22 protein-coding genes are annotated in these 25,412 nt (G+C 45.9%); 14 read left to right on the top strand and 8 right to left on the bottom strand.

From position 1 onward, the window contains the following. The first annotated feature begins 118 nt into the window (after nt 1-118). On the top strand, nt 119-718 hold the full coding sequence (locus ICE90_RS06890) for an NUDIX domain-containing protein (RefSeq protein WP_215319853.1): 600 nt from the start codon (nt 119-121) through the stop codon (nt 716-718). Between the two features lie 64 nt (nt 719-782). Beyond that, on the top strand, nt 783-1,268 hold the full coding sequence (locus tag ICE90_RS06885) for a DUF1178 family protein (RefSeq protein WP_215319851.1): 486 nt from the start codon (nt 783-785) through the stop codon (nt 1,266-1,268). Between the two features lie 69 nt (nt 1,269-1,337). Here ICE90_RS06885 and ICE90_RS06880 read toward each other — a convergent pair whose 3' ends face one another. After that, entirely contained in the window at nt 1,338-2,858 is a 1,521-nt protein-coding gene (locus tag ICE90_RS06880) for a CoA-acylating methylmalonate-semialdehyde dehydrogenase (protein WP_216191669.1), read from the bottom strand. Nucleotides 2,859-3,020: 162 nt separating this feature from the next. Between ICE90_RS06880 and ICE90_RS06875 the strand changes: the two genes are divergently transcribed. Beyond that, on the top strand, nt 3,021-4,142 hold the full coding sequence (locus ICE90_RS06875; RefSeq protein WP_216191668.1) for an NADH:flavin oxidoreductase/NADH oxidase: 1,122 nt from the start codon (nt 3,021-3,023) through the stop codon (nt 4,140-4,142). Further along, nucleotides 4,143-4,316, top strand: coding sequence for a hypothetical protein (locus ICE90_RS06870; protein ID WP_216191667.1), 174 nt, complete (start codon nt 4,143-4,145; stop codon nt 4,314-4,316). 8 nt (nt 4,317-4,324) lie between these two features. On the opposite strand, the gene ICE90_RS06865 is transcribed toward ICE90_RS06870, so the two are convergent. After that, nucleotides 4,325-5,635 carry an amidase gene (locus ICE90_RS06865; protein ID WP_216191666.1) on the bottom strand — a complete coding sequence of 437 codons (1,311 nt, stop codon included), beginning with the start codon at nt 5,633-5,635 and terminating at the stop codon, nt 4,325-4,327. Between the two features lie 76 nt (nt 5,636-5,711). Here ICE90_RS06865 and ICE90_RS06860 point away from each other — a divergent pair, with 76 nt between their 5' ends. After that, nucleotides 5,712-6,374, top strand: a complete 663-nt coding sequence (locus ICE90_RS06860) for a SprT family zinc-dependent metalloprotease (protein WP_216191665.1) — start codon at nt 5,712-5,714, stop codon at nt 6,372-6,374. 49 nt (nt 6,375-6,423) lie between these two features. Then, nucleotides 6,424-7,515: a tartrate dehydrogenase gene (locus ICE90_RS06855; RefSeq protein WP_216863850.1), complete on the top strand. Its 1,092-nt coding sequence runs from the start codon at nt 6,424-6,426 to the stop codon at nt 7,513-7,515. Nucleotides 7,516-7,530: 15 nt separating this feature from the next. Here the strand turns inward: ICE90_RS06855 and dnaQ are convergent, their stop codons facing one another. From dnaQ to ICE90_RS06830, 5 genes are all read right to left on the bottom strand, one after another. Then, nucleotides 7,531-8,241: a DNA polymerase III subunit epsilon gene (dnaQ, locus tag ICE90_RS06850; RefSeq protein WP_216191664.1), complete on the bottom strand. Its 711-nt coding sequence runs from the start codon at nt 8,239-8,241 to the stop codon at nt 7,531-7,533. Continuing rightward, on the bottom strand, nt 8,241-11,339 hold the full coding sequence (locus ICE90_RS06845) for an efflux RND transporter permease subunit (protein ID WP_216191663.1): 3,099 nt from the start codon (nt 11,337-11,339) through the stop codon (nt 8,241-8,243). The genes dnaQ and ICE90_RS06845 overlap by 1 nt, the downstream gene beginning before the upstream one ends. Then, nucleotides 11,336-12,661 carry an efflux RND transporter periplasmic adaptor subunit gene (locus tag ICE90_RS06840; protein ID WP_216191662.1) on the bottom strand — a complete coding sequence of 442 codons (1,326 nt, stop codon included), beginning with the start codon at nt 12,659-12,661 and terminating at the stop codon, nt 11,336-11,338. Before ICE90_RS06840 ends, ICE90_RS06845 begins: the two co-directional genes overlap by 4 nt. A 111-nt stretch (nt 12,662-12,772) precedes the next feature. Next, nucleotides 12,773-13,237, bottom strand: coding sequence for a ribonuclease HI (gene rnhA / locus ICE90_RS06835; protein ID WP_216191661.1), 465 nt, complete (start codon nt 13,235-13,237; stop codon nt 12,773-12,775). Nucleotides 13,238-13,246: 9 nt separating this feature from the next. Further along, nucleotides 13,247-14,065, bottom strand: coding sequence for a class I SAM-dependent methyltransferase (locus ICE90_RS06830; protein WP_215319836.1), 819 nt, complete (start codon nt 14,063-14,065; stop codon nt 13,247-13,249). A 6-nt stretch (nt 14,066-14,071) separates the two neighbouring features. On the opposite strand from ICE90_RS06830, the gene gloB reads away from it, so the two are divergent. From gloB to ICE90_RS06795, 7 genes are all read left to right on the top strand, one after another. Beyond that, entirely contained in the window at nt 14,072-14,881 is an 810-nt protein-coding gene (gene gloB, locus ICE90_RS06825) for a hydroxyacylglutathione hydrolase (RefSeq protein ID WP_215319834.1), read from the top strand. Then, on the top strand, nt 14,881-16,314 hold the full coding sequence (locus ICE90_RS06820; protein ID WP_216191659.1) for a transglycosylase SLT domain-containing protein: 1,434 nt from the start codon (nt 14,881-14,883) through the stop codon (nt 16,312-16,314). The genes gloB and ICE90_RS06820 overlap by 1 nt, the downstream gene beginning before the upstream one ends. A gap of 32 nt (nt 16,315-16,346) precedes the next feature. Further along, the gene (locus ICE90_RS06815) at nt 16,347-18,230 is read left to right on the top strand and encodes a propionate--CoA ligase (RefSeq protein ID WP_216191657.1); all 1,884 of its coding nucleotides are present in this window, start codon (nt 16,347-16,349) and stop codon (nt 18,228-18,230) included. Nucleotides 18,231-18,474: 244 nt separating this feature from the next. Beyond that, nucleotides 18,475-19,659 carry a glutamine-hydrolyzing carbamoyl-phosphate synthase small subunit gene (gene carA, locus ICE90_RS06810; protein WP_215319828.1) on the top strand — a complete coding sequence of 395 codons (1,185 nt, stop codon included), beginning with the start codon at nt 18,475-18,477 and terminating at the stop codon, nt 19,657-19,659. Then, on the top strand, nt 19,659-22,922 hold the full coding sequence (carB, locus tag ICE90_RS06805; RefSeq protein WP_216191655.1) for a carbamoyl-phosphate synthase large subunit: 3,264 nt from the start codon (nt 19,659-19,661) through the stop codon (nt 22,920-22,922). The genes carA and carB overlap by 1 nt, the downstream gene beginning before the upstream one ends. A gap of 58 nt (nt 22,923-22,980) precedes the next feature. Continuing rightward, nucleotides 22,981-23,457, top strand: a complete 477-nt coding sequence (gene greA / locus ICE90_RS06800; protein WP_072582463.1) for a transcription elongation factor GreA — start codon at nt 22,981-22,983, stop codon at nt 23,455-23,457. Continuing rightward, nucleotides 23,457-23,930 (top strand): DUF4149 domain-containing protein, encoded by a 474-nt coding sequence (locus ICE90_RS06795; protein WP_216191653.1) that lies wholly within the window; start codon nt 23,457-23,459, stop codon nt 23,928-23,930. The genes greA and ICE90_RS06795 overlap by 1 nt, the downstream gene beginning before the upstream one ends. Nucleotides 23,931-23,958: 28 nt before the next feature. On the opposite strand, the gene ICE90_RS06790 is transcribed toward ICE90_RS06795, so the two are convergent. Then, nucleotides 23,959-24,585: a YhbY family RNA-binding protein gene (locus tag ICE90_RS06790; protein ID WP_215356828.1), complete on the bottom strand. Its 627-nt coding sequence runs from the start codon at nt 24,583-24,585 to the stop codon at nt 23,959-23,961. Nucleotides 24,586-24,711: 126 nt separating this feature from the next. Between ICE90_RS06790 and ICE90_RS06785 the strand changes: the two genes are divergently transcribed. Continuing rightward, complete coding sequence (locus tag ICE90_RS06785) at nt 24,712-25,386, top strand: RlmE family RNA methyltransferase (protein WP_216191651.1); 675 nt, start codon at nt 24,712-24,714, stop codon at nt 25,384-25,386. Nucleotides 25,387-25,412 lie beyond the last annotated feature (26 nt).

Here is a 25,412-nt window from a genome sequence, read left to right as displayed (position 1 = left end):
ATCAACATCTATCTAAATGCTCCGTAAGGGGCCTTTATCATTTCAGGTGCCATCAAAATGACATTCAATTTAGTTAAGCTGGTTTAATCAATAACAGACGGAATATGTACTAAGACCCATGACGGAAAAATCATTTGAAGATCTTCCTGCAGGTGATAAACATTTACGTGAAGAGCGTCTATCTGGCGAGGATATTTACGACGGTATCTTCTTAAAGATGAAACAGGACAAAGTCTCATTGCCGGATGGAGAAACAGCAATTCGCGAGTATTTAACTCATCCAGGCGCAGTAGCAATTGTTGCGATCTTAGATGATGGCAGGGTGCTTCTCGAGCGACAGTATCGCTATCCAATTGCAAAAGCCTGCATTGAAATTCCTGCAGGAAAACTAGACTCTAAAGAAGATCATTTGGTATGCGCGCAGCGAGAGCTTAAAGAAGAAACTGGGTATACGGCAAAAAAATGGAGTTTCATTCGTCGCATTCATCCGGTAATTTCTTACTCCACCGAGTTCATTGATATCTACCTAGCTGAAGATCTTGTTCCGGGAAAAAGCCATCTAGATGATGAAGAGTTTTTGGATGTATTTGCTGCTCCATTAGAGCAATTGATATCCTGGGTTGAGGATGGCGAGATTACGGACGTCAAAACCACGATAGCCACCTACTGGCTTGATCGCTTTCGTAGGGGCTTACTAAAACCGCATCCAATCGAATAGGGTGCATTCAAACCCGATTAAAATAGGGTATTGAATTTATCGTTTTTGCCCCTATATACGTTTTATGAAAGTTTATAACTTATCCTGCCCCCTTGACCATCGCTTTGAAGGGTGGTTTGCTTCGGAAGTGGATTGCCTTGCTCAGCAGGACAAGGGGATGCTTGCGTGTCCAGTATGCGACAGCACAGAGATTACTCGCATGCCCTCAGCTCCGCATATTGGTAAATCATCGTCTACCGAGTTAACTGTATCCAAGTCTGAATCTGAAAGTCTTAGTGGGGGCGTTGTTGCTTTGACTGGTAGCGATCATTCTCAACTTGAGGCTCAAGTACAGGCAGCCTTTTTGAAAGGTATGCGTGAGTTAATGGGTCGCTCAGAGGATGTTGGCAATTCTTTTGCCGATGAGGCTAGAAAAATTCACTATAAAGAATCTCCCGAGAGAAGCATTCGGGGTCAAACTACTTTAGATGAGGCTGAGGCTTTAAGAGAAGAGGGTATTGATGTCCTCTCAATGCCAATGATTCCTGCTCTTAAAAATACACTCCAGTAATTTCTAATTTAATCCTGGCAAATAAAAAAGCGATCCGAAGATCGCTTTTTTACCAACTGCTACCTGATATTACTTAGAGGTAGGCATTACAAACTCCGCCCCCTTAGCAATGCTCTCAGGCCAGCGTTGCATTACGCTCTTTTGCTTGGTATAGAAACGTACACCTTCTTTGCCATATGCATGCATATCGCCAAAGATGGATTTTTTCCAGCCGCCGAAGCCGTGCCAGGCCATTGGCACTGGAATAGGTACGTTAATGCCAACCATACCCACTTGTACGCGACGAGCAAATTCACGCGCAATATTGCCATCGCTTGTGAAGCAGGCTACACCATTACCAAATTCGCAAGAGTTCACCAAGTTCAGAGCATCCGTAAAGTTAGCAACACGCAAGCAGGATAGAACTGGTCCGAAGATTTCTTCTAAGTAAATCTTCATGTCTGGGGTGACATTGTCAAAAAGGGTGCCACCAATAAAGAAGCCATCCTCATAGCCGGGAACTTTAAGTCCGCGGCCATCTACGAGGAGTTTTGCACCAGAAGCTACGCCAGCATCAATATAGCCAGTAATGCGCTCAAGAGCTGCTTTAGTAACGATTGGACCCATTTCAGCATCGAGCTCCATGCCGTTTTTAACTTTGAGTGTCTTAGTGCGCTCGATCAGCTTTGGCATGATCTTCTCTGCCACATCACCAACTAATACCGCTACAGAAATCGCCATACAGCGTTCGCCAGCCGAGCCGTAAGCAGCGCCAACTAAGGCATCAATTGCTTTATCAATATCAGCATCAGGCATGATCACCATGTGGTTCTTTGCGCCACCTAAAGCTTGGGAGCGCTTGCCAAAGTGAGCGCAACGCTCATAGATGTAATTGGCAATTGGAGTGGAGCCCACAAAACTCACTGCTTTAACATCTGGATTTTCAAGTAGGGCATCAACCGCTTCTTTGTCGCCCTGAACAACGTTGAATACGCCGTCAGGCAAGCCAGCCTCCTTGAGGAGCTTAGCCATGAACAGTGAAGCAGAAGGATCTGTAGGGCTAGGTTTGAGAATAAAAGTGTTGCCGCAAGCAATCGCAATCGGGAACATCCACATTGGCACCATGACTGGGAAGTTAAATGGCGTGATACCAGCAACTACACCTAAAGGTTGACGCATAACCCAGTTATCGATACCTGTCGATACTTGCTCTGTGTAGTCTCCTTTGAGAAGCTCAGGAATGCCAGTAGCAAATTCCACAATTTCAATACCGCGTGTCACCTCGCCTTGGGCATCAGTAAATACCTTGCCATGTTCGGCTGTAATAATGGCAGCCAATTCATCGCGATGAGCGTTTAGCAATTCAAGATACTTAAACATGATGCGTGCACGGCGCAATGGGGAGGTTTGACTCCATGACACAAAGGCTGTTTGGGCATTGGCTACAACTTCATCAACTTCTTTACGGCTAGCAAGCGCAACACGGCGTGCTACTGTTCCTTTGGTTGGGTTGTAAACATCAGCAAATCGACCGTCTTTAGGGTTAACTACATTGCCGCCAACAAAGTGGCCAATATCTTCTTTTGATTCAAAGGCTTGAGGTGCGTTCATAATCTCTTGTGGTGAATATTTTTCAGGTTTTGGTTAAAAAAGCCGCTTGGCTAAAGAGCCTGCACGACTTCGCTGTCTCGTTTATTCTGCTTTTTGAGTATTCTATCGCTTTACGGTAATTTTCGTATCTTTGACCTATTTTTGGGCTTTTAAAGGCATTCTATGAGTCTTTTATTTTCAAGCTACACCCTCAATTCCCCGCGGGGACCCCTAGAGCTGGCAAATCGTATTGTGGTTGCCCCGATGTGCCAGTATTCGGCCAATAACGGCGAAGCAACTGACTGGCACCTTATGCACTGGGGTAATTTGCTGAATAGTGGCGCAGCACTCTTCATTATTGAAGCTACCGGAGTAAGTCCGGAGGCCCGAATTACGCCAGCATGTTTGGGGCTTTGGGATGATCGCACCGAGTCAGCCCTTAAGGACAAACTGAGTCGTGCGCGTGGTCTGGCTCCTGCTACACCTGTTTTTATTCAGCTAGCCCATGCTGGTCGCAAAGCATCAAGTGCAACCCCCTGGGACGGCGGACAATTGCTCTCAACGAATCAGGGTGGATGGGAAACTCTAGCGCCCTCAGCGATCCCCCAGTTAGATGGAGAGCGTTTACCTCATGAATTGAGTAAGACTGAATTAAAAAAGCTGATTGATGATTTTGTGGCATCAGCAAAACGCGCAGATCGTATCGGAATTGATGGGATTGAACTCCATGGTGCTCATGGATACTTGTTACACCAATTTTTATCTCCTATCGCCAATCAACGCACGGATGAATACGGCGGCTCATTTGAAAACCGCATTCGCTTTCCATTAGAGCTTTTTGCAGCTGTTCGAGCGGCATACCAGGGTGTGCTTGGCATACGCATTTCAGCTAGTGACTGGATAGAGGGTGGTTGGACTCCTGAAGAGACGGCAAACTTTGCCAAGCAACTTAAACCAATGGGCTGTGATTTTGTACACATTTCTTCTGGTGGCATTTCACCAAAACAAAAGATTGCGATTGGACCAAACTACCAAGTTCCTTTTGCAAAGATAGTTAAAGATCAATCTGGTTTGCCAACAATGACTGTTGGACTCATTACCGAGCCACAGCAAGCCGAAGACATTTTGCAAGCGGGTGATGCGGATCTGATTGCTTTGGCAAGAGCATTCCTATACAAGCCGCGTTGGGGTTGGGAGGCTGCAGCAGCTCTGGGCGGCACAGTTACCGCAAATGAGCGTTATTGGCGTTGTTTGCCTAGAGAAGCCCAGGCTGTTTTTGGTGACGTAAAAGTAGGGCAGCGATAAGTGTTCAAACATTCTGTAAAGCAGAACTTGCCATTGCCTGAAATTAAAGAGCGTGCCGATGCCGCTGGTGTTGAGCATCGTTACTTGGGACCAAACCAAACGGATGGGCTAGTTAAGAAAGAGCTTCCTTTCTGGGCAAAAGCAATTAAAGCGGTAAACATTACTCTTGATTAAGAACTTGTCTAAGCTTGCTCTCGTAGGGTGGGATCAGGTAATGCCAATGTAAATGCCCGGGCAGTGCTCAATAAGAAATGATCTTTACCTGGGCCTGCGATGAGCTGGACTCCTACTGGCAATCCATTGGACCCATTACTTACGTTGATATTGATGCAAGGCAAGCCTAGAAGCGTCCAAGCTCTAGAAAAAAGTGGATCTCCTGTGCCATCTTTAATATTAGGTGCTTCTCCATTTGCACTTGGGGCGATCAAGATATCAACTTCATTATTAAATAAGTCTTCCATAGCCGCCCTTGATCTATTGGCAAGGCTCAAATCTTTTGCATATTGCTCATAGCTAATTTCAGCGCCTTCACTGAGTTGCTTCAGAAGTTGTGGGCTAAGTTTTTTTGCATAATGCACGCGTTCAAAAGTAAGGCTGCGTGACATTTCAGAGATCATGATGCGAGTTTGGGCTTGGGTGAGTCCATCACATGTCTTTGGTAACTTCTGATCAATTACGGTTCCTTTAGCAATCTTCTCGGCAGCATGCCGGGCAACAGCAAGCGCTGTAGCAGTTTCTTTTTGTGCAAACGGCCAGCTAGATGTTTTGCAAATGGCGATGCGGGGTTTGTTATGCAAGACTTCAATTTTTGCTAGTCGATGATCGCCACTCATAGCTGCTACACCAAGCCCTACATCTTCTACTGTTCTACCAAAGCAACCCATGGTGTCGAGTGTTACAGAAAGACTTTTAATTCCCGCAATACTGACTTTGCCATGACTGGGTTTAAATCCCACTACACCACAAAAGGACGCAGGGCGAATGATTGAGCCAGCAGTTTGACTACCCGTTGCCAGCGGGACCATAAAATCGGCTACTGCAGCAGCAGAGCCGCTAGAAGAGCCACCGGGAGTGTGCTTTGGGTTATGTGGATTCGTTGTTAATCCACTCTTAAATGTTGCAAACTCTGTTGTGACAGTTTTGCCTAAAATAATGGCACCAGACTGTCGCATCAGGGCAACCGCTACAGCATCAGCGGCTGGATAGTGGTTGGCATAAATGGGTGAACCATAGGAGGTCGGCAAATCATAGGTGTCATAAAGATCTTTAACCCCAATTGGGAGACCATGTAATAGACCCTGAATGGCGCCTTTATCAAGCTGTTTGGCGCGAGATAAGGCGTTTTCCTTACCCAGGCTTGCCCAGGCCTTAACAACGCTCTCTTTTTGGCCTATGCGGTCTAGGCAGGATAGGAGTAAATCAGTGGCTTTAATTTCCCTCTTAGAGAGGGCTTTGATGGCTTGGGTAGCACTGAGGCTTTCGAGATCTTTCATAGACTCATTCTACTTATGGTGGCGTATGATCGCAATTGATAGTCTTTGTCCCAGATTTAGATAGAAGAGAAGTTAAATGAAGCAACATACAGTCCGTGAGGCTTGGCTAGAAGACGCAGTAAGGCATCTTGAGCCGGTCTTTTCAAAAGCAGGTTATGCAATCCCGCCCGTGAGGGTCTCATGCGGCTTTCCGGCCTCTAGTAGTCCTAGAACGACACTAGGGCAATGTTGGCCGCGTGAGCGCTCAGGCGGTGGCGTAAATGAGATATTCATATCCCCTAAGTTAGAAGAACCCGTACAGCTTTTAGATACCTTGGTTCATGAGCTCTGCCATGCGGTGGATGACTGCTTTAGCGGCCATGGCGAAGATTTCAAGGGAATCGCTCAAACGGTCGGTCTGGAAGGCCCCGCAAGAATGGCTCATGCCACTGAGGAGCTCACTGTAAGACTGATGATGATTAGTCAGGAGCTTGGCCCATATCCCCATCAAGCGATTGTTTTCCCGCCCCCAAGACCTAGCAATGCCAGTCGAAGTAAGGCTAAGTGCGGTCAATGTGGCTTCGAGGTAACTTTACTCAAGAAGTGGGCTAGTTATGGCGCACCCATCTGCCCCAAGGACAATATCCGGATGCTAGAAGCTGTTCCAGAGACAATCGAAAATACCGCTGATTACGATAGTGAATCGGTTGAAAAGGGTAGCAAGAAGGCGCCGGATGAAATTCGTCGCGCTATTAGCTAGTTATTTGTAAAATTCATCATCAACAATAATAAAACGAGACACATTATTTATGAACGCAAAGAAAATATTTAAGAATCCCAAGATTGCTGTTATTCCTGGAGATGGTATTGGTAAAGAAGTGATGCCAGAGGGCGTGCGTGCGCTAGAGGCAGCTAATCGTAAATTTAATCTCGGTATGCAATTTGATCATTTCGATTTTGCAAGTTGTGATTATTATCTCAAGCATGGCAAGATGATGCCGGATGATTGGTTTGATACTCTCATGAAGTACGACGCGATCTTCTTCGGCGCAGTCGGTATGCCTGACATCCTTCCTGACCACGTTTCATTGTGGGGAAGCTTAATTCAATTCCGCCGTGGCTTTGATCAGTATGTCAATTTGCGTCCAGTACGTTTATTGCCAGGAGTGCCATGCCCGCTAGCCAATCGTAAGCCTGGTGATATTGATTTTTTTGTAGTGCGCGAGAACACTGAGGGGGAATACTCCAGCGTTGGCGGAAAGATGTTCCCGGATACCGATCGCGAGATTGTGATTCAAGAATCAGTTTTCACAAGACAGGGCGTTGACCGAATTTTGCAATATGCATTCGACTTGGCGCAAAGTCGTCCTAAAAAACACTTAACCTCAGCCACTAAATCTAACGGTATTGCCATAACAATGCCTTATTGGGATGAGCGTGTAGAGGCGATGTCTAAGAAATTTACTGACGTTAGGACCGACAAATACCACATCGATATTTTGGCTGCTCACTTCGTTATGAATCCAGATCGCTTTGACGTTGTCGTTGCAAGTAATTTATTTGGCGACATTCTCTCGGATTTGGGTCCTGCATGTACCGGCACCATTGCAGTAGCGCCATCCGGCAGCATCAATCCTGAAGGTAAATTCCCGTCCTTGTTTGAGCCGGTACACGGATCGGCACCAGATATCTTTGGAAAAATGATCGCCAACCCGATTGGTCAGATATGGAGCGGGGCGATGATGTTAGATCACCTTGGTTATCCAGAGGCTGGTAAGGCAATATTTAGTGCGATTGAAAAGGTATTGGCATCTGGTCCAGGACATGCGCCCTTGACCCCAGATCTTGGTGGCACTGCTAAGACAGATGATTTGGGTAAGGCGATTGCCGCAGCAATCTAACTAGTAACCCACTAATTAGGCGGCAGCATTTAAAGGACTCCAAACGGGGTCCTTTTTACTTGCCTTAGCAATTTCTGCCAAGATTTTCTCGTGACTTTGGAGCTCATCATCCGATGCGGCCAGCACCATAAGATTGGTTGGTAAAGCTTTGGTATGACCGGTAGAGTCAACGCCTACTGTGTAGTCAATCAAATCAATCGAGAGGTCTTCCTGACCTCTAGTCATTGCTACGTAAACTTCAGCTAGTAACTGGGCATCTAATAACGCGCCGTGCAAAGTACGGTGTTTGTTGCTAATAGAGAAGCGATCGCAGAGAGCATCCAAAGAGTTTCTTTTGCCTGGAAACATTTGGCGCGCATCTAGTAATGTGTCTGTAATCTTGGATGCTAGATTACGAAATGGGGGGCGCTTAAGTAAAGCAAACTCATTATCTAAGAAGCCTAGGTCGAAAGCTGCGTTATGTATCACAATTTCAGCGCCATCAACAAACTCAATTAACTGCTCAACGATGTTTGCAAAAATCGGTTTATCAGATAAAAACTCTCTAGAAAGTCCGTGGACTGCAAAGGCACCAGCATCAATATCGCGTTCAGGATTAATGTAGTAATGGAAAGTTCTATCGGTAAGACGACGACCAACCATCTCCACGCAACCAATTTCAATAATGCGGTCGCCGGTGGCTGGATTAAGGCCAGTAGTTTCAGTATCGAGAATAACTTGACGCATTAGGTGCCCTCTAGAACAGCAGGTGGAATATCCAACGGACCGTTTCCAGCATATTTATCCAGATAGAGATAAATCACCGGTGTAATGATCAACGTTACGAACTGAGAAAAAATCAGGCCACCAGCAACACTAATGCCTAAGGGTTGACGTAACTCTGCACCGGCACCCAAACCTAAAGCAATAGGAATAGCGCCCATCAGCGCTGCAAACGTAGTCATCATGATGGGTCGGAATCGCAAGATGCAAGCTTCACGAATGGCCTTCTCGGGAGACATGCCTTGATTACGTTGAGCATCCAGGGCAAAGTCGATCATCAGAATTGCATTCTTTTTAACAATACCAATCAAAAGCAAAATACCAATAGAGGCAACTATGGTCAGCTCAAAACCAAATAAGCGTAATGTCAAGATTGCACCTATCGCTGCCGATGGTAAGCCAGCCAAAATGGTGAGAGGGTGAATGTAGCTCTCATAAAGAACACCAAGCAAAATATAAATTACACCTAATGCCGAGAGAATCAGTATCAGCTGACCAGATTGATTGCTTTTAAATACTGCAGCATCACCGCCGTAGCTTGTAATGATAGAAGACGGTAAATCAATCGCTTTGGTAAAGGACTCAATTTGTTTGGTTGCATCACCAAGGAAAACATCTGGAGCTAAGTTAAACGAAAGTGTCACTGCCGGAATTTGGCCTTGATGGTTTACGGCTGTTGGTCCAACGGTGCGGGTAAAACTAGCCAGGCTTGATAACGGAATAAGTTTGTCAGTCGCACGACCGCGCAAGAAGATTTTGTTCAGATCAGACTCATATTGACGATCTTCAACAGCGCCCTCAAGGATGACGTAATAGGTGTTTACTGGGGTGTAAATGGTAGATACCTGCTTTTCTCCATAAGTGGAGTAGAGGGCTGATCGGATATCTGCAACACTAACGCCAGCGCTTGCAGCCTTTTCACGATCGATATCGATTTTGACGTTCAAGCCTTTCATTTGAGAGTCGCTGGTTACGTCCCTGAACATCGGATCTGCACGCATTTTTTGCATTAATTTATCGGCCCATTCATTTACACCTTCAAAGCCTACGCTTTGCAGTGTGAATTGATAGCGGCTCTTACTGCTCTTTCCGCCAAGTTGTAAATTCTGTACTGGGCGCATATAGACTTGAAGGCCTGGTATTTCTTTGAACTTATTCCGTAAGCCCTCCATAATCTTCGCCATTTTGGCTCGATCACTTTTGGGTTTGAGAATAATAAATATCCTGCCGGTGTTGTAACCAGAGCTAGCGCCGCCGCCAATGACAGAAATAGAGCTAGCCACATTGGGATCAGTGTTTACCAATTCAGCAGCTTGATCTTGCAGGGCAAGCATGGCTCTAAAGGAGATATCTTCAGAGGCTTCTGTAGTGGCTAATATTTGTCCGATATCTTCCTCTGGGAAGAAACCTTTTGGGCTGCTGATGAAGAGTGCAATCGTAATGACAAACGTGGAAAGTGCTCCCCATAGAACTACCTTACGATTTTTCAGAGCTAGATCTAGGTAGTGAATATAGGTTTTGAGCATCCAATCAAACAGACGATCAAACTTTTTATTGATTGCAAACTCTTTGGCATGCTGCCCTGGTTTTGGTAGAAAGCGACTACAGAGCATTGGGACCACAGTCAGCGATACAACTGCAGAGACCAAAATAGATAGAGAAACTACTACAGCAAATTCTCTAAAGAGGAGGCCAATCGGACCGGCCATAAAGAAGAGTGGAATAAATACAGCTACCAAGGAGATGGAAATAGAGATGATGGTGAAGCCAACTTCTTTACTTCCTTTGAGTGAGGCCTTCAGTGGATCCATGCCTTGCTCAACATAGCGCATGATATTTTCAAGCACCACAATAGCATCGTCCACCACCAGACCAACGGCTAGAGTGATACCAAGGAGTGAAATATTGTCTAGGCTATAGCCCATGAAATACAACAGGAAAAATGCACCAATCAGTGAGATTGGAAGGCTGATAGATGGGATTACAGTGGCTGATATATGTTTTAGGAACAGAAAGATCACCAGAATCACCAGCAAGACTGTCAGTGCTAGTGTGAAATTAACATCATGAATCGCTTCAATAATAGAAAGGGAGCGATCATTTAATAGTTGCAGCTTGATTGACTCAGGCATTTGCTTTTGCAGCTGAGGCAATAAGTCTTTAACTGACTTCACTACTTCAACAGTATTGGCACTTGGTTGCCTTAGAACAGCAACTGCTATGGAGCGTTCGCCATTTGAGCTGGCAAGTGTTTTGACATCCTCATAACTTTCAACAACATCAGCTACATCTTTTAAATAAATTGGTAAGCCATTCTTTTGGCTCACAATTAAATTAGCATATTCTTCTGGTCTGACTAGCTGAGGATTGGCATAGATGGTGATCGCTTGACGTGGCCCATCCAATACTCCCACTGGGCTATTAGAGTTTGCTTTATTTATGGCTAAGGCAATGTCGTCGACAGTCAGGTTTCGATTGGCTAGTGCATCAGGATGAACGCGGACGCGAACTGCATAACGTTTGGCGCCGTAAACCAATACCTGTGCAACACCACTAATTGTGGATAAATTTGGTGAAACGAGATTTTCTGCGTATTGATTGATATCAGAAAGGCTGATTGACGGTGAGCTCATGCGCACAACCAATACAGGTGTATCTGCCGGATTAATTTTGCGATAGGAGGGCGGTACCGTCATCTCTATCGGAAGACGCTTTTGGGCTCGCAGCAACGCAGCTTGCACATCGACAGCGGCCTTATCAATATCTCTGTCATTATTAAATTCGAGAGTAATACTGGTGCTACCGAGAGAGTTGGTAGAGCTAATGACGTTAATTCCGTCAATTGTCGAGAACTCTTTTTCAAGAGGAAGTGCAACTGCAGATGCCATGTTTTCTGGAGAGGCGCCGGGTAAGGAGGCGCTGACAGAAATAACAGGAGTATTAAAACTTGGTAATGCCGCTACCGGAATCTTGACGTAAGCTACTGCGCCAGCTATGACGGTAGCTACAGAGAGCAATACCGTCATTACCGGACGCCGAATACATAATTCGGAAAGTGTCATTTCTTATCTTGGGCTGAAGGAGTTGCAGGGGCGGTCGCACCGGCATTGGCTGGGGCTGCTGGCGATGGATTCTTGGCTTCACGGACTTTGCCACCAGGACGCAAGTTTTGCTTACCTTCTACTACCACTCTATCACCAGCCTCTATACCGGTTACCACAGTTGAGCCTAAATATTCGTAAACCACTTTAATTGGTTTAGCAACAGCTTTGCCATCCTTATCTACAACATAAACCATTTTTCCACGGGCATTAATAATCACCGCTTGAGATGGAATTGCCAAAGCATCCTTCAAGGTATTTGCTACTAAGGATACGCGGGCAAACTGGCCAGGCAGCAAGGTCTTGTCATCATTGGGGATCTGTGCTTTAACGCGGACTGCTGCGATCGATGGATCCACTTGGTTATCAATCACCAAGACTTTTCCTTCATATGTTTTTTTGCCGCTATCACCAACCACTACTTTGACGGTCATGGCTTCTCCATCAAGCTGATTCTCTAGCATGACGGGAATGTCTTTTTCAGGGATAACAAATTGAACATTAATAGGGTTCAATTGGGTAATGGTGACCATAGAGCCTACGCTTGAGGTGGCCGTAGAGCTGGTTGCAGTTGAAACGATGTTGCTGGCTTGAACTAGTGAACCTGGAAACACATTCACGATTCCGGCGCGACCATCAATCGGTGACTTAATGTAATCAAAGGACAGTTGCACTTCTGCGGAACGAGCTGCCGCTTGCGCTGACTTAGCATTGGCTAAGGTGGTCTCTAAGGCTGCTTTAGAGATAAAGTTCTTCGCAACGAGCTCTTTGGCTCTGAGGTATTGCTTTTGGGCATCATCGGCAAGGGCTTTTAGCTTTTCAAAGTTAGCCTTGTCGTTGCGGTCATCCAATGTAAACAGCAAATCGCCGGCTTTAACTTCTTGACCATCTTTAACTTCAATCTTAGCTACGGTATTGGTAACCATTGGTCGGATATCAACAATACTGTTGGAGACGATCGTGCCAGTGGCCTCGATGATGAGGGGAACATCTTTCTTCTCGACTACTACTGAAGTAATCGTTACAGGACCGCCCGATTTTTCAGAAGCGGGGAAGAAATAATCGTAAGCCTTAGAACCCGCGTAAAGAACAATCAGCACCAATAAGATGCGCCACTTAAATTTCACTACAAATGATTTAACGGTTGGATAGTCCAGCTGCTTGATTTGATTTAATCGAGGAGAGTGTTGTTGCCAAAGCGCACATAAGCGAGCTTTGCCGCTGTTTTTAAATTGAATGAGTTTGGCAAATGCCTTATCGAGTGAAGATTCTATTTTTGACACAGTCTCATTTTTCTTGGTTTTTTGTGGGTTTTATGCTGTTTCTAAGCCATTTAGAGCAGGATCATTCTCTCATAAGATGGCTAAAAAGGAGGGTGTAGACGTGCATTCGCCCTAGGGCAAAAACTCCTCAACACCCTTATTGGCTAACTGGTCGGCCAACTCATTTTCAGGGTGTCCGTTATGCCCTCTAACCCAGTGCCAGGAGATCTCATGCCCTGGGAGCAGGGAGTCCAGTTCCTGCCAGAGATCTGCGTTTTTGACTGGATCCTTGCTGGCGGTCTTCCACCCCCTTTTTTTCCAGCCCTCTAGCCATTCCGTTACCCCTTTTTGGACATATTGGGAGTCAGTCCACAACTCAACGGTGCTGCGTTGTTTGAGGGCTTTTAGGGCGAAAATGACTGCAGAAATCTCCATGCGGTTGTTGGTGGTGAGCTTTTCGCCCCCGTGAATATGCTTTTCGTGCCCACCAGATCGCAATACAGCCCCCCAGCCTCCAGGGCCGGGATTCCCTTTACAGGCACCATCGGTATAAATCACGATATGAGGGGGGTGGGGGTGTGATTTGGTATGCGGCATGGCGATAATTTACTTGGTATTGCCTCTTTTGAAGCGTTTTTGGATATTGCTGCGCTCGGCGGCGGGAGTTAGTTGTTGCATGGCCGGTATACGGACAAGTGATGCTGGGCCAATGAGGCGCATTCCTTGTTGGCGCTTAATGGCTGAAACTAAAAAAACAGCCCCAAATATAGGCCACCAACGATTCCCCATTTTTTCAAGAAAATTCATCTTGCCCATCGCAGATTCACCCTGCAGGGGAAATTTATAGCAACCAAAGTGACCTCGGTCCAAAGAGAAGTTAAGTAACTCCAGCCAATCTTTTATGCGGATGAGACTAATAAATTGCCCATCTCTAGGAAGGTAAGGGGTTCCAACCAATCTGCTGAGGTATTGTCTGGCGCCCCATAGGCTTGCGGGGTTAAAGCCGGAAATAATTAAACGACCTTCGGGTCGAAGTACTCGATCGACTTCGCGCAATATTTGATGGGGATCAGTGGCAAATTCCAAAACATGGGGCAGAACAATTAAATCTATACTTTCGCTGGCAAAGGGGAGGTCTGTCGAGTCACCTTCAATTAAATGCCAGTTGTAATTAGTTGTATGAGAGCGACTATCGTTAGAGTGAATCAGGATGGCATGCAAAGGCATGCGATTTTCACTAAGCGTATTTATCTGAGGTAGGCCTATTTGCACTGCATGAAAGCCAAAGACATCGGCAACAATTTGGTCAAAACACCGTTGCTCCCACGCTAGCACGTAGCGTCCAGGAGGAGATTGGAGCCATTTTTCCCATGAGCTCCAGGGAGGTGCAGGTGTCTGAGAGGGTATGGGTGGGGTTGGTATCATGGGTCTATGGATAAGAATACTTTATTGCAGGTTTGGCCCATTCCGGCTTTTGATGATAACTATATCTGGTGTATTCACGATGGCAGCTCTGCTTTAGTGGTGGATCCAGGTGATTCAGCACCAGTTTTGGAGTACCTGAGCACAAATCATTTGACCCTTAAAGGCATTCTTATTACCCACCACCATGCGGACCATACGGGTGGCATTCTCAACTTATTGGAAAGTTTGGGTGCGGATCTGCCTGTTTATGGCCCAGTTGGTGGCAATATTCCAGGTCGCACTAATGTCGTAATGCAAGACGATAAATTTGAAATTGCTTCCCCGCGCATTAGCTTGAAGGTTCTCGAAGTTCCTGGGCATACCTTAAGTCACATCGCTTATTTTGCAAACATGCAGGCAAATGTTGTTGAGCCAATGCTTTTTTGTGGTGACACGTTATTTGCCTCTGGCTGTGGAAGATTGTTCGAGGGGACACCAACCCAAATGACGGAGTCGCTTGGTAAGTTTGCCGCGCTGCCAAAAAATACTTTGGTTTATTGCACCCATGAGTACACCTTATCGAATATTCGTTTTGCTTTAGCAGTAGAGCCCAACAACCTTAATCTACTCTCATGGGCAGAGCAGGCTAAATCTCTGCGAGAGCAGGGTTTGCCCACTCTTCCAACCACTATTGGACAAGAGCTGCAAGTTAATCCATTCATGCGTTGTGATCAAGCCGAAGTCATTGCAATGGCTAAAGAGGTTTCAGGTCAGACATCATTGCCAACGCCTGCACATGTATTGGCAGTCATTCGTGGCTGGAAAGATCGCTTCTAATGCGGGTGATGTATGCAGTATTAGTAATTACTGCTTTGCTGAGTGGTTGCGCAAGTACTGATTGGTCTTCTGACGCACCAACAAAGGCAAATCCAAAAACATCTAAGGCTGCCCGAGTAAATCTCAAAAATCAATCTGTTAGCAAGGTTTATGCACCTTCTGACAATCTGTGGATACGTATCCGTGATGGCTTCGAGATGGAGCCAATGAATAGTCCTTTAGAGATCGAACAGGTTCGCTGGTTAGCTGCAAGGCCGGACTATGTGAATCGCTCGATGACGCGTTCTTCACGTTATTTGTTTTACATCGTTCAAGAGGTAAATGCGCGCAATATGCCTACCGAGATTGCATTACTACCATTTGTTGAAAGTGCGTTTGTAACCAATGCAAAGTCAAATGCAAAGGCAGTGGGTCTATGGCAATTTATGCCTGCCACGGGCAAAGACTTTCGTCTCACACAAAACGTATTTAGAGATGAGCGACGCGATGTTGTGCAGTCAACGGATGCGGCCTTGGATTACCTACAACGTTTGAATAATCAATTCGGTAGCTGGGAACTAGCCTTAGCAGCCTACAACTGGGGTGCTGGCAATATTACAAAAGCACAAAAGCGTAATGCCGCCGCAGGATTGCCTATAGATTATGAGAGTTTGACCTTACCGCGTGAAACTCGAAATTACGTTCCTAAATTGATGGCATATCGACAAATTGTCCTGGATCCACAGGCATATGGAATTGTGCTGCCTGATTTAGAAAATCACCCATACTTTGTCGCGGTTGATGTTGGAAACGATATTGATGTTGCTCTTGTAATTAAGTTGGCCGAGATACCTGCAGATGAATTTCAAATTCTGAATCCATCATTTAATAAGCCGGTAATTTTAAGCAATGCTAACCAGCAAATTCTTTTGCCGTTTGCGCATGCTGAGATCTTTCAAGATAACCTCAAGCAATACCCTAAACCTCTTTCGTCGTGGACTGCTGTTCAAGTTTCCAAAACAGAAAGTGTTGATCAGGCAGCTAAAACTTTGGGGGTGGATGTAGATACCCTGCGCGAGGTCAACGGCATTCCAAGGGGAATGCGTATACGAGCAGGCTCTACCGTGCTAATTCCCAAAACCAGTCGCCGTCCGGGTGATGTTTCAACTGCTATGGCAGAAAATGCCAGTCTCAACCTAGAAAAGCCAGCTCCGCCTGCTCCTAAGTGCCCCAAACCAGCAAAGGGTACAAAAGGGGCTAAATCAAGTAAATGTGCTGCACCCAGCAACCCCAAAAAAGGAGATAAGGGCGCCTCTAAGGGTAATTCTTCTGCAAAAAATGCTGCATCTCAGCATAAATCCGAATCGACAGGGCTTGCAAAATCTGCGAAAAATGGTAGTTCCCCTGCCTCAGCTAGCAGCAAGGCTAGTAAAGGGGTGAGCAAAAGCCAGTAATTTGAGTAACTTTTTAAGAGATCAGGTTGACCATGTCCTACAAAGCACACCACGAACGCTCAATTAAAGACCCGGATGGATTTTGGGGTGAGCAAGCGCAGTTAATACATTGGGAAAAACCTTTTAACAAAGTTCTTAATTACGACAACCCACCATTTGCTAAATGGTTTGAGGGTGGCTTAACCAATCTTTGCTACAACTCAGTAGATCGCCACTTAAAAGATCGTCCAGATCAAATTGCCTTAGTTGCAGTTTCTACAGAAACCAATCAAGAGAAGGCATATACCTTTAAAGAGTTATACGAAGAAGTGAATCGTATGGCAGCAATTTACAAGGCAGCGGGCGTTAAAAAGGGTGATCGCGTACTTATTTATATGCCGATGATCGCCGAAGCTTGTTTTGCTATGTTGGCGTGCGCCCGTATTGGTGCTATTCACTCCGTTGTGTTTGGTGGCTTTGCATCCCACAGCTTGGCATCTCGTATTGATGATGCAAAACCAAAACTGATTGTTACTGCAGAAGCAGGTGCACGTGGCGGCAAAGCAGTTCCTTACAAGCCATTGCTAGATGAAGCAATTACTCTGGCTGAATACAAGCCTGAGAAGGTTTTGATGGTGAATCGCGGCTTAACTGAATTCACCACCGTCGCTGGACGTGATTTAGATTACGCAAGCGAACGCCAAAAACATTTAAATGATGTAGTGCCTGTTGAATGGGTTGATGCAACACATCCTTCTTATATTTTGTATACCTCCGGTACAACTGGAAAGCCTAAAGGTGTTCAGCGTGATACAGGCGGCTATGCAGTAGCTCTCGCCGCCTCAATGAAACATATCTTTACCGGTAATGCTGGTGAGACCATGTTCTGTACGTCCGATATTGGTTGGGTTGTTGGCCACAGCTATATTATTTATGCGCCATTGCTATCTGGCATGGCTACGATCATGTACGAGGGCACCCCATTGCGCCCTGATGCAGGCATTTGGTGGGAGCTGGTAGATAAGTACAAAGTGTCAGTCATGTTCTCTGCACCAACAGCGGTTCGCGTTCTGAAGAAACAAGATCCCGCTTTCTTAACCAAGTATGACCTTTCTAAATTGCGCGCTCTTTTTTTGGCAGGTGAGCCCTTGGATGAACCGACTGCTAGTTGGATTCATGGTGCAATTAATAAGCCTATTGTTGATAACTACTGGCAGACAGAAACGGGTTGGCCAATGCTGGCAATTCAGCGTGGGGTTGAAGTCATGCCACATAAATTTGGCTCACCAGGTGTGCCATCGTTTGGTTACAACATGAAGTTACTCGATGATGCTACTTCCGAAGAGCTGGGCCCAGATCAGAAGGGCGTCATTGCTATTGAAGGTCCATTACCTCCAGGTTGCATGCAAACTGTTTGGGGCGATGACAAGCGCTTTGTCAGCACCTACTGGGAAACAATTCCGGGCAAATTAGTCTACTCCACCTTTGACTGGGGCATTAAAGATAAAGATGGCTATTTCTTCATCTTGGGCCGAACAGATGACGTGATCAACGTAGCTGGACATCGCCTTGGTACTCGCGAAATCGAGGAAAGTATTTCCAGTCATCCGAATGTTTCAGAAGTTGCCGTGGTTGGCATTGAAGATAAATTAAAGGGGCAAGCCGCGATTGCCTTTGTGATTCCTAAAGATGCATCCAATACTGCTACTTTGGAAGCTGAGTGCATGAAGACTGTCGATACCACCTTAGGGGCGATTGCACGACCTGGCCGGGTTTATATAGTTACTGCGTTGCCAAAGACACGTTCAGGCAAGATTGTTCGTCGTGCACTTCAGGCCGTAGCCGAAGGTCGTGATCCTGGTGATATCAGCACGATGGATGACCAGTCTGTACTAGCTCAAATTAAGACCATTATTGAGCAGAGCGCCAAGGCTTAAAACGCCCAACTTTGAACAAATTGCTCCTCCAGCCATTAGGCCGGGGGAGCTTTTTACCTTCCAACCCCCATTTGACTTGATATCCAAGGGTTTACGAGCAAAAATGTTATGATTACAGGGTTCGAAACTTAATATATACCCTAGCGCTTAAAGACACTCACCACCCGCAAAAATATCCCCGGGCTAGTCTTTTTTGGGGTTTTGAGCGTCGGATGGAGCAGGGACTGGAGATGGTTTGTCACCCTTGCTTCCTTCTTTTCCCCCAGCCGTGTTGGCCTTAGCCGACGGCACATTATTTCCCGGTTTTAGCATTGGCGCCTCTGGCGAAACTACTGGCGAAGTCGTATTCAACACTGCATTGACTGGGTATCAAGAGATCATTACTGATCCCAGCTACTCACGCCAAATTGTTACCTTAACCTACCCACATATCGGTAATGTCGGTGTCAATGCCCAAGATGCGGAATCAGATCAGATTCATGCAGCAGGCTTAGTAGTGAAGGATCTTCCAAAACGCGTATCCAATTTCCGTTCGGAAGGTTCTTTAGATGACTACCTTACCAAAGCAGATGTTTTAGGGATTGCTGGCATCGATACACGCAAGCTCACCAGAATTCTGCGTGATAAGGGTGCACAATCCGGCGCTATTGTTGCTGGTAAATTAGGTGATAACTATGAATCCTTAGGGGCGAAGGCTCTTGAGCTTGCTAAAGCTTTCCCTGGCATGTCAGGCCTAGATCTTGCAAAGGTAGTGACTACCAAGAAAGCCTATCAGTGGCGCGAGGCAGAATGGGATCTTCATGGGCCAAATGGCAAGCCTGCTTACAGAACATTAGATACTAGCAAGCCAATTAAAAAGGTAGTTGCTTATGACTTTGGTGTGAAACGCAATATCTTGCGCATGCTGACTGAGCGAGGCTGCGAATTAACAGTTGTGCCTGCGCAAACTAGCGCAGCAGAAGTGCTAGCCATGAATCCGGATGGCGTGTTCTTCTCAAATGGCCCTGGCGATCCTGGTCCATGCGATTACGCTATTGCTGCCGCAAAAGAAATTATTGAAAAAGGTGTGCCAACCTTTGGCATCTGTTTAGGCCATCAAATCATGGGTCTTGCAGCAGGCGCAAAAACACTAAAGATGAAATTTGGCCACCATGGCGCTAATCATCCTGTGAAAGATTTAGATACAGGACGTGTTGCCATCACCTCACAGAATCATGGTTTTGCCGTTGATGCTAATACCTTGCCAAGCAATATTCGCGTAACACATGTTTCTTTATTTGATGGATCCTTGCAAGGTTTGGCGTGGAATGACAAGCCAGCGCTGTGTTTCCAAGGGCATCCTGAGGCCTCACCAGGTCCTCATGACATTGCCTATTTATTTGATCGTTTTATGGAGCTAATGAATGCTACCAAGAAGGAGGGCAAATAATGCCTAAGCGTAGCGACATTAAGAGCATCCTGATTATTGGTGCTGGTCCGATTGTGATTGGACAGGCCTGTGAGTTTGACTACTCTGGAGCGCAAGCTTGTAAGGCATTGCGTGATGAGGGTTATAAAGTTATTTTGGTCAACAGTAATCCTGCAACCATCATGACTGACCCAGAGATGGCTGATGTAACGTACATCGAGCCGATTACTTGGGAAGTAGTTGAGCGCATTATTGCTACCGAAAAGCCTGATGCCATTTTGCCAACCATGGGTGGCCAGACTGCACTGAACTGCGCTTTAGATCTACACCGTCATGGCGTTTTAGAGAAATACGGTTGCGAATTGATTGGCGCTTCACCAGAAGCCATTGATAAAGCAGAAGATCGTCAAAAGTTTAAAGAAGCCATGACCAAAATTGGCCTAGGCTCTGCAAAGTCCGGCATTGCGCACTCAATGGATGAGGCTCATGAGGTTCAGCAGCAAATTCAGAAGCAAACTGGCAGCTCAGGTTTCCCAGTGGTTATTCGTCCATCATTCACCATGGGTGGTTCGGGAGGTGGTATTGCTTATAACCGTGAAGAATTTGAAGAAATTTGTAAACGTGGTCTCGATTTATCGCCAACACGCGAACTCTTAATTGAAGAGTCTCTTTTGGGCTGGAAAGAATTCGAGATGGAAGTCGTGCGCGATCGCAATGACAACTGCATCATCGTTTGTTCAATTGAAAACTTAGACCCAATGGGCGTACATACCGGTGACTCAATTACCGTGGCGCCTGCGCAAACGTTGACGGATAAAGAATATCAAATCATGCGTAATGCATCGATTGCTGTTCTGAGAGAAATTGGTGTTGATACCGGTGGGTCTAACGTTCAGTTCTCGATTAATCCAGTAGATGGTCGCATGATCGTCATTGAGATGAATCCAAGGGTATCCCGTTCATCGGCTTTAGCATCAAAGGCTACAGGTTTCCCAATTGCAAAGATTGCGGCTAAATTGGCCGTAGGTTATACACTTGATGAACTCAAGAATGACATTACCGGCGGCGCAACACCGGCATCATTTGAGCCTTCAATCGATTACGTTGTTACCAAGATTCCACGTTTTGCATTTGAAAAGTTCCCGCAGGCTGATTCCCGCCTAACAACGCAGATGAAGTCAGTTGGCGAAGTCATGGCCATTGGCCGGACTTTCCAGGAGTCTTTCCAGAAAGCGCTGCGTGGTCTTGAGGTTGGTGTTGACGGCTTGGATGAAGTATCCACAGACCTTGATGACATCATTAATGAAATCAATGAGCCTGGTCCGGATCGCATTTGGTATTTGGCAGACGCATTCCGCATGGGTATGGGTCTTGATGAGATCTATAGTGAAACGAAAGTTGATCCTTGGTTCCTGGAGCAAATTGAAGAACTGATCACCATTGAGACTGAGCTTAAGCAGCGCAAGATCGATAGCCTAACAGCCCCAGAGTTACGCTTTGTAAAGCAAAAAGGTTTCTCCGATCGCCGTTTAGCAAAGTTACTCAATGTTGATGCTGCATCCGTTCGTGCTGCGCGCCATCGATTGAAAGTTGTTCCAGTCTATAAGCGTGTAGATACTTGTGCGGCTGAATTCTCTACCAACACTGCTTATTTGTATTCAACCTATGAAGCAGAGCATGGCGAGTGCGAATCACACCCAACCAATAAAGAAAAGATTATGGTTTTGGGCGGGGGGCCTAACCGAATTGGTCAAGGTATTGAATTTGACTATTGCTGCGTGCATGCTGCTTTAGCAATGCGCGATGATGGTTACGAAACTATCATGGTTAACTGCAACCCTGAAACCGTATCGACTGACTACGACACATCAGATCGCTTGTACTTTGAGCCGCTGACTCTTGAGGATGTATTGGAGATTGTTGCTAAAGAAAAACCAAAGGGCGTTATCGTTCAATACGGCGGTCAAACTCCTTTGAAATTGGCTTTAGATCTTGAACGCAATGGTGTGCCAATTATCGGCACTTCACCAGACATGATTGATGCAGCAGAAGATCGTGAACGCTTCCAGAAGCTACTACAGGATCTCGGATTGCGTCAGCCACCTAACCGTACAGCGCGTACTGAAGAAGAGGCTCTCAAGCTTGCTGAGGAAATTGGCTACCCATTAGTAGTCCGACCTTCGTATGTCTTAGGTGGTCGTGCAATGGAAATCGTTCATGATGGTCGCGACCTTGAGCGTTACATGCGTGAAGCCGTTAAGGTATCCCATGACTCTCCCGTGCTTCTAGATCGCTTCTTGAATGATGCTATCGAATGTGACGTCGATTGCATCAGCGATGGTACAGCCGTATTTATTGGTGGCGTCATGGAGCATATCGAGCAAGCCGGTGTTCACTCTGGCGATTCAGCCTGCTCATTGCCTCCATATTCTTTATCCGATGCAACGGTGGAAGAGATTAAACGCCAAACTGCAGCGATGGCAAAAGGACTGAATGTTGTTGGCCTGATGAACGTCCAATTTGCGATTCAAAATGTAGATGGCAAAGATGTCATCTATGTCTTGGAAGTAAATCCACGCGCTTCACGCACCGTACCGTTTGTGTCAAAAGCCACTGGTTTGCAGTTGGCGAAGATTGCTGCACGTTGCATGGTTGGTCAGACTTTAGATCAGCAGGGTATTAAGACTGAAATTAAGCCACCATACTTCTCAGTCAAGGAAGCTGTATTTCCATTTAATAAATTTCCAGGTATAGATCCAATTCTCGGTCCAGAAATGCGTTCAACTGGCGAAGTGATGGGTGTTGGCAAGACCTTTGGCGAGGCTTTATTTAAGTCACAGTTGGGTGCCGGCATCAAATTGCCAAAGAGCGGAACAGTTCTTTTGACCGTCAAAGATAGTGACAAGCCAAAAGCAATTGAAGTTGCTAAGTTGTTGCATCAACTGGGCTTCCCGATGGTTGCGACAAAGGGTACAGCAGCAGCAATTGAAGCGGCTGGTTTGCCGGTAAAAGTAGTTAATAAAGTAAAGGATGGGCGCCCCCATATCGTGGATTTCATCAAGAATGGTGAGATTTCACTTGTCTTTACTACTGTGGATGAGACCCGGACAGCGATTGCTGACTCTAGATCAATTCGAACCAGCGCTCAGGCTAATGGTGTTACTTATTACACGACCATTAGTGCCGCACGAGCAGTGATGGATGGTTTGTTAGCCTCAGAAAATGGCCGACTCGACTCCCTCGAGGTTTATTCCTTGCAAAACTTACATCGGGAGCTCATTTAATCTAAAATTGACTTTTATACGCGCTATTTTGCGCAAGAATTTAAGTTAGGTTAGTTTCATGAGCACAATTCCGATCACCAAGCGCGGTGCAGAACTTCTCAAAGAGGAGCTGCACCGTCTTAAACACGTTGAACGTCCTTCCGTTATCAATGCGATCTCTGAGGCACGCGCTCAAGGCGACCTTTCTGAGAATGCTGAATACGATGCTGCCAAAGAAAAGCAAGGCTTTATTGAAGGCCGCATTCAAGAGTTAGAAGGCAAGTTATCGGCAGCTCAAATTATTGACCCCGCTACTTTAGATGTTGCTGGACGCATAGTCTTTGGTGCTACCGTCGATCTTGAGGACTTAGAAGATGGCACTAAGCTCACCTATCAAATCGTTGGGGATGATGAGGCGGATATCGCCGTTAAGAAAATCTCCATCAGCTCACCAATTGCCCGTGCATTAATTGGCAAAGAGGAGGGTGACGTTGTTGCCGTGCAAGCCCCAGGCGGCAATCGCGAAGTTGAAATCTTGGCCGTCCGATACGTTTAATGCACCATATCCGCACCCAGAGAATATTCAGCCTAATTTCAGGTCTTTGGGTAGGTAGTTTTATTACCATTGGATTTTTAGTTGTGCCTATCTTATTCTCTAGTTTGGGAGATAGACAGGTTGCCGGCATGGTTGCAGCAAATCTCTTTAAAACCACGGCGTATATCGGTGTCGCCTTAAACGTATTTCTAATGGTGATGGCAAATCACCTAGTAAGACATGGTTACGAATATTACCGTATCACCCGCTGGATCCTATTGGGAATATTCTCATGCACTGTTGGGGCTGCATTCATTTTCATTCCTTGGATGGATTCATTACGAGATCAAGCGCTCTATTTAGGCCTGTCAGTTCGCGAGTCTACAAATGCAGCATTATTTGCTCGCCTGCATGGAGTTTCTAGTGCAATCTTTATGATTCAATCGGTACTCGGCCTAGCCTTAGTTTGGCGGTCAACAAAAAACGCCGACTAGCGGCGTTTTTTTATTTCACTTGCCAGAATTAAGAGCCAAGTGACTTTTTCTTAGTGCTGCTCATTCTGACTTTACGCTTCTTAATCGGAGCTGGTGCAGCAACTGCTTTTCTATAGCCGGGAGAAGACCAGCCAATTTTTGATTCCGCCGCTTCAGAGCGCAAAACCCGCTTCTTAGGTGTTGCTGATTTCACTGCCGCAGCACGTGCAAATGGCGCTGCATTTGAAGCGGAGCGACGATCCGATCTTTCGGAAGTGCTAGTACGCACGCCAGCTTTTGCTGGGGCACGATTTGGCTGGCGTTTCGTGCGAGGAGCCTGCAAAGATTTCTTGGTTTGCTTGCTTGATCTACCAAGATTGCTAAAAGCTTCATCCACCATATCTTTTGGTTTCCATAACACGAGTAACTTGCCGATATGTTGAACTGGAGCAGCATTAAGTTTGTCGCAAAGTTCTTCATACATAGCAATGCGTGCTTCGCGCTCATCACCAAAAACACGAATCTTAATTAATCCGTGGTGATTAATGGCCAATTTAGCTTCTTTGATGACAGCAGGTGTTAAGCCATCGCCACCAATCATGACAACAGGACTTAGATCGTGAGCGTCAGCTTTGAGGGATTTACGTTGTGCAGGGGTAATAGTGAGTGCAGTCATGGGGTTGATGATAGAGCATTGAGGGTCTAAATTGCCCTTTTAGCTTGAATTTGCCTGTATTTTGATCGATTCCTTTTGCTTTAGAGCTCAGAAACTAGGAAAATGGAGGGCGAAAGTGGGTAAGTTGTGGCAAAGAATAAATTTAATAAAAGTTGGTTACAGGATCATCTATCCGATCCCTATGTGAAGATGGCTCAAAAAGAGGGCTATCGCGCTAGAGCGGTTTATAAGCTCAGTGAAATTGACGAGCAAGATCATCTTATCAAGGCAGGCATGACTATCGTGGACTTAGGGAGCGCTCCCGGGAGTTGGTGTCAGTACGTCCGCAATCGCCTCACTGAATTTGGTAAAAGCAATCCCAAAATTGAGTCCGGCAAACCGGATGGTCAGATTATTGCCATCGATATTTTGCCAATGGAAGATATAGCAGATGTGAGCTTTATTCAGGGTGATTTTAGGGAAGAAGAGGGGCTTGCTGCTTTAGAGGCGCTTTTACCGATGAGTGCTGAAGGCAAAGTCGATTTGGTTTTATCAGACATGGCGCCAAACCTTTCTGGGGTTGGTGTTGCTGATGCTGCCAGAATGGCTTTTTTAGCAGAGATAGCCCTAGACTTCGCTACTGCTCATCTGAAACCTGAGGGTGCGCTTTTAATCAAATGTTTTAACGGTAGTGGCTATAGCCAGATAGTGGAATCCTTTAAAAAGATCTTTAAAACCGTTGCCTCCCGTAAACCTAAAGCATCTAGAGCAAAGTCTTCTGAGATATTCCTTTTGGGTAGAAACCTAAAACCTCCGAAATAGGCTCTCAATACTGGTTAATACCCCTG

Origin of the sequence: Polynucleobacter sp. AP-RePozz3-80-G7 (genome assembly GCF_018882145.1) — a bacterium.
In the GTDB taxonomy this organism is placed as follows: Bacteria; Pseudomonadota; Gammaproteobacteria; order Burkholderiales; family Burkholderiaceae; genus Polynucleobacter.
This window is presented reverse-complemented; position numbering and strand designations above follow the sequence as displayed.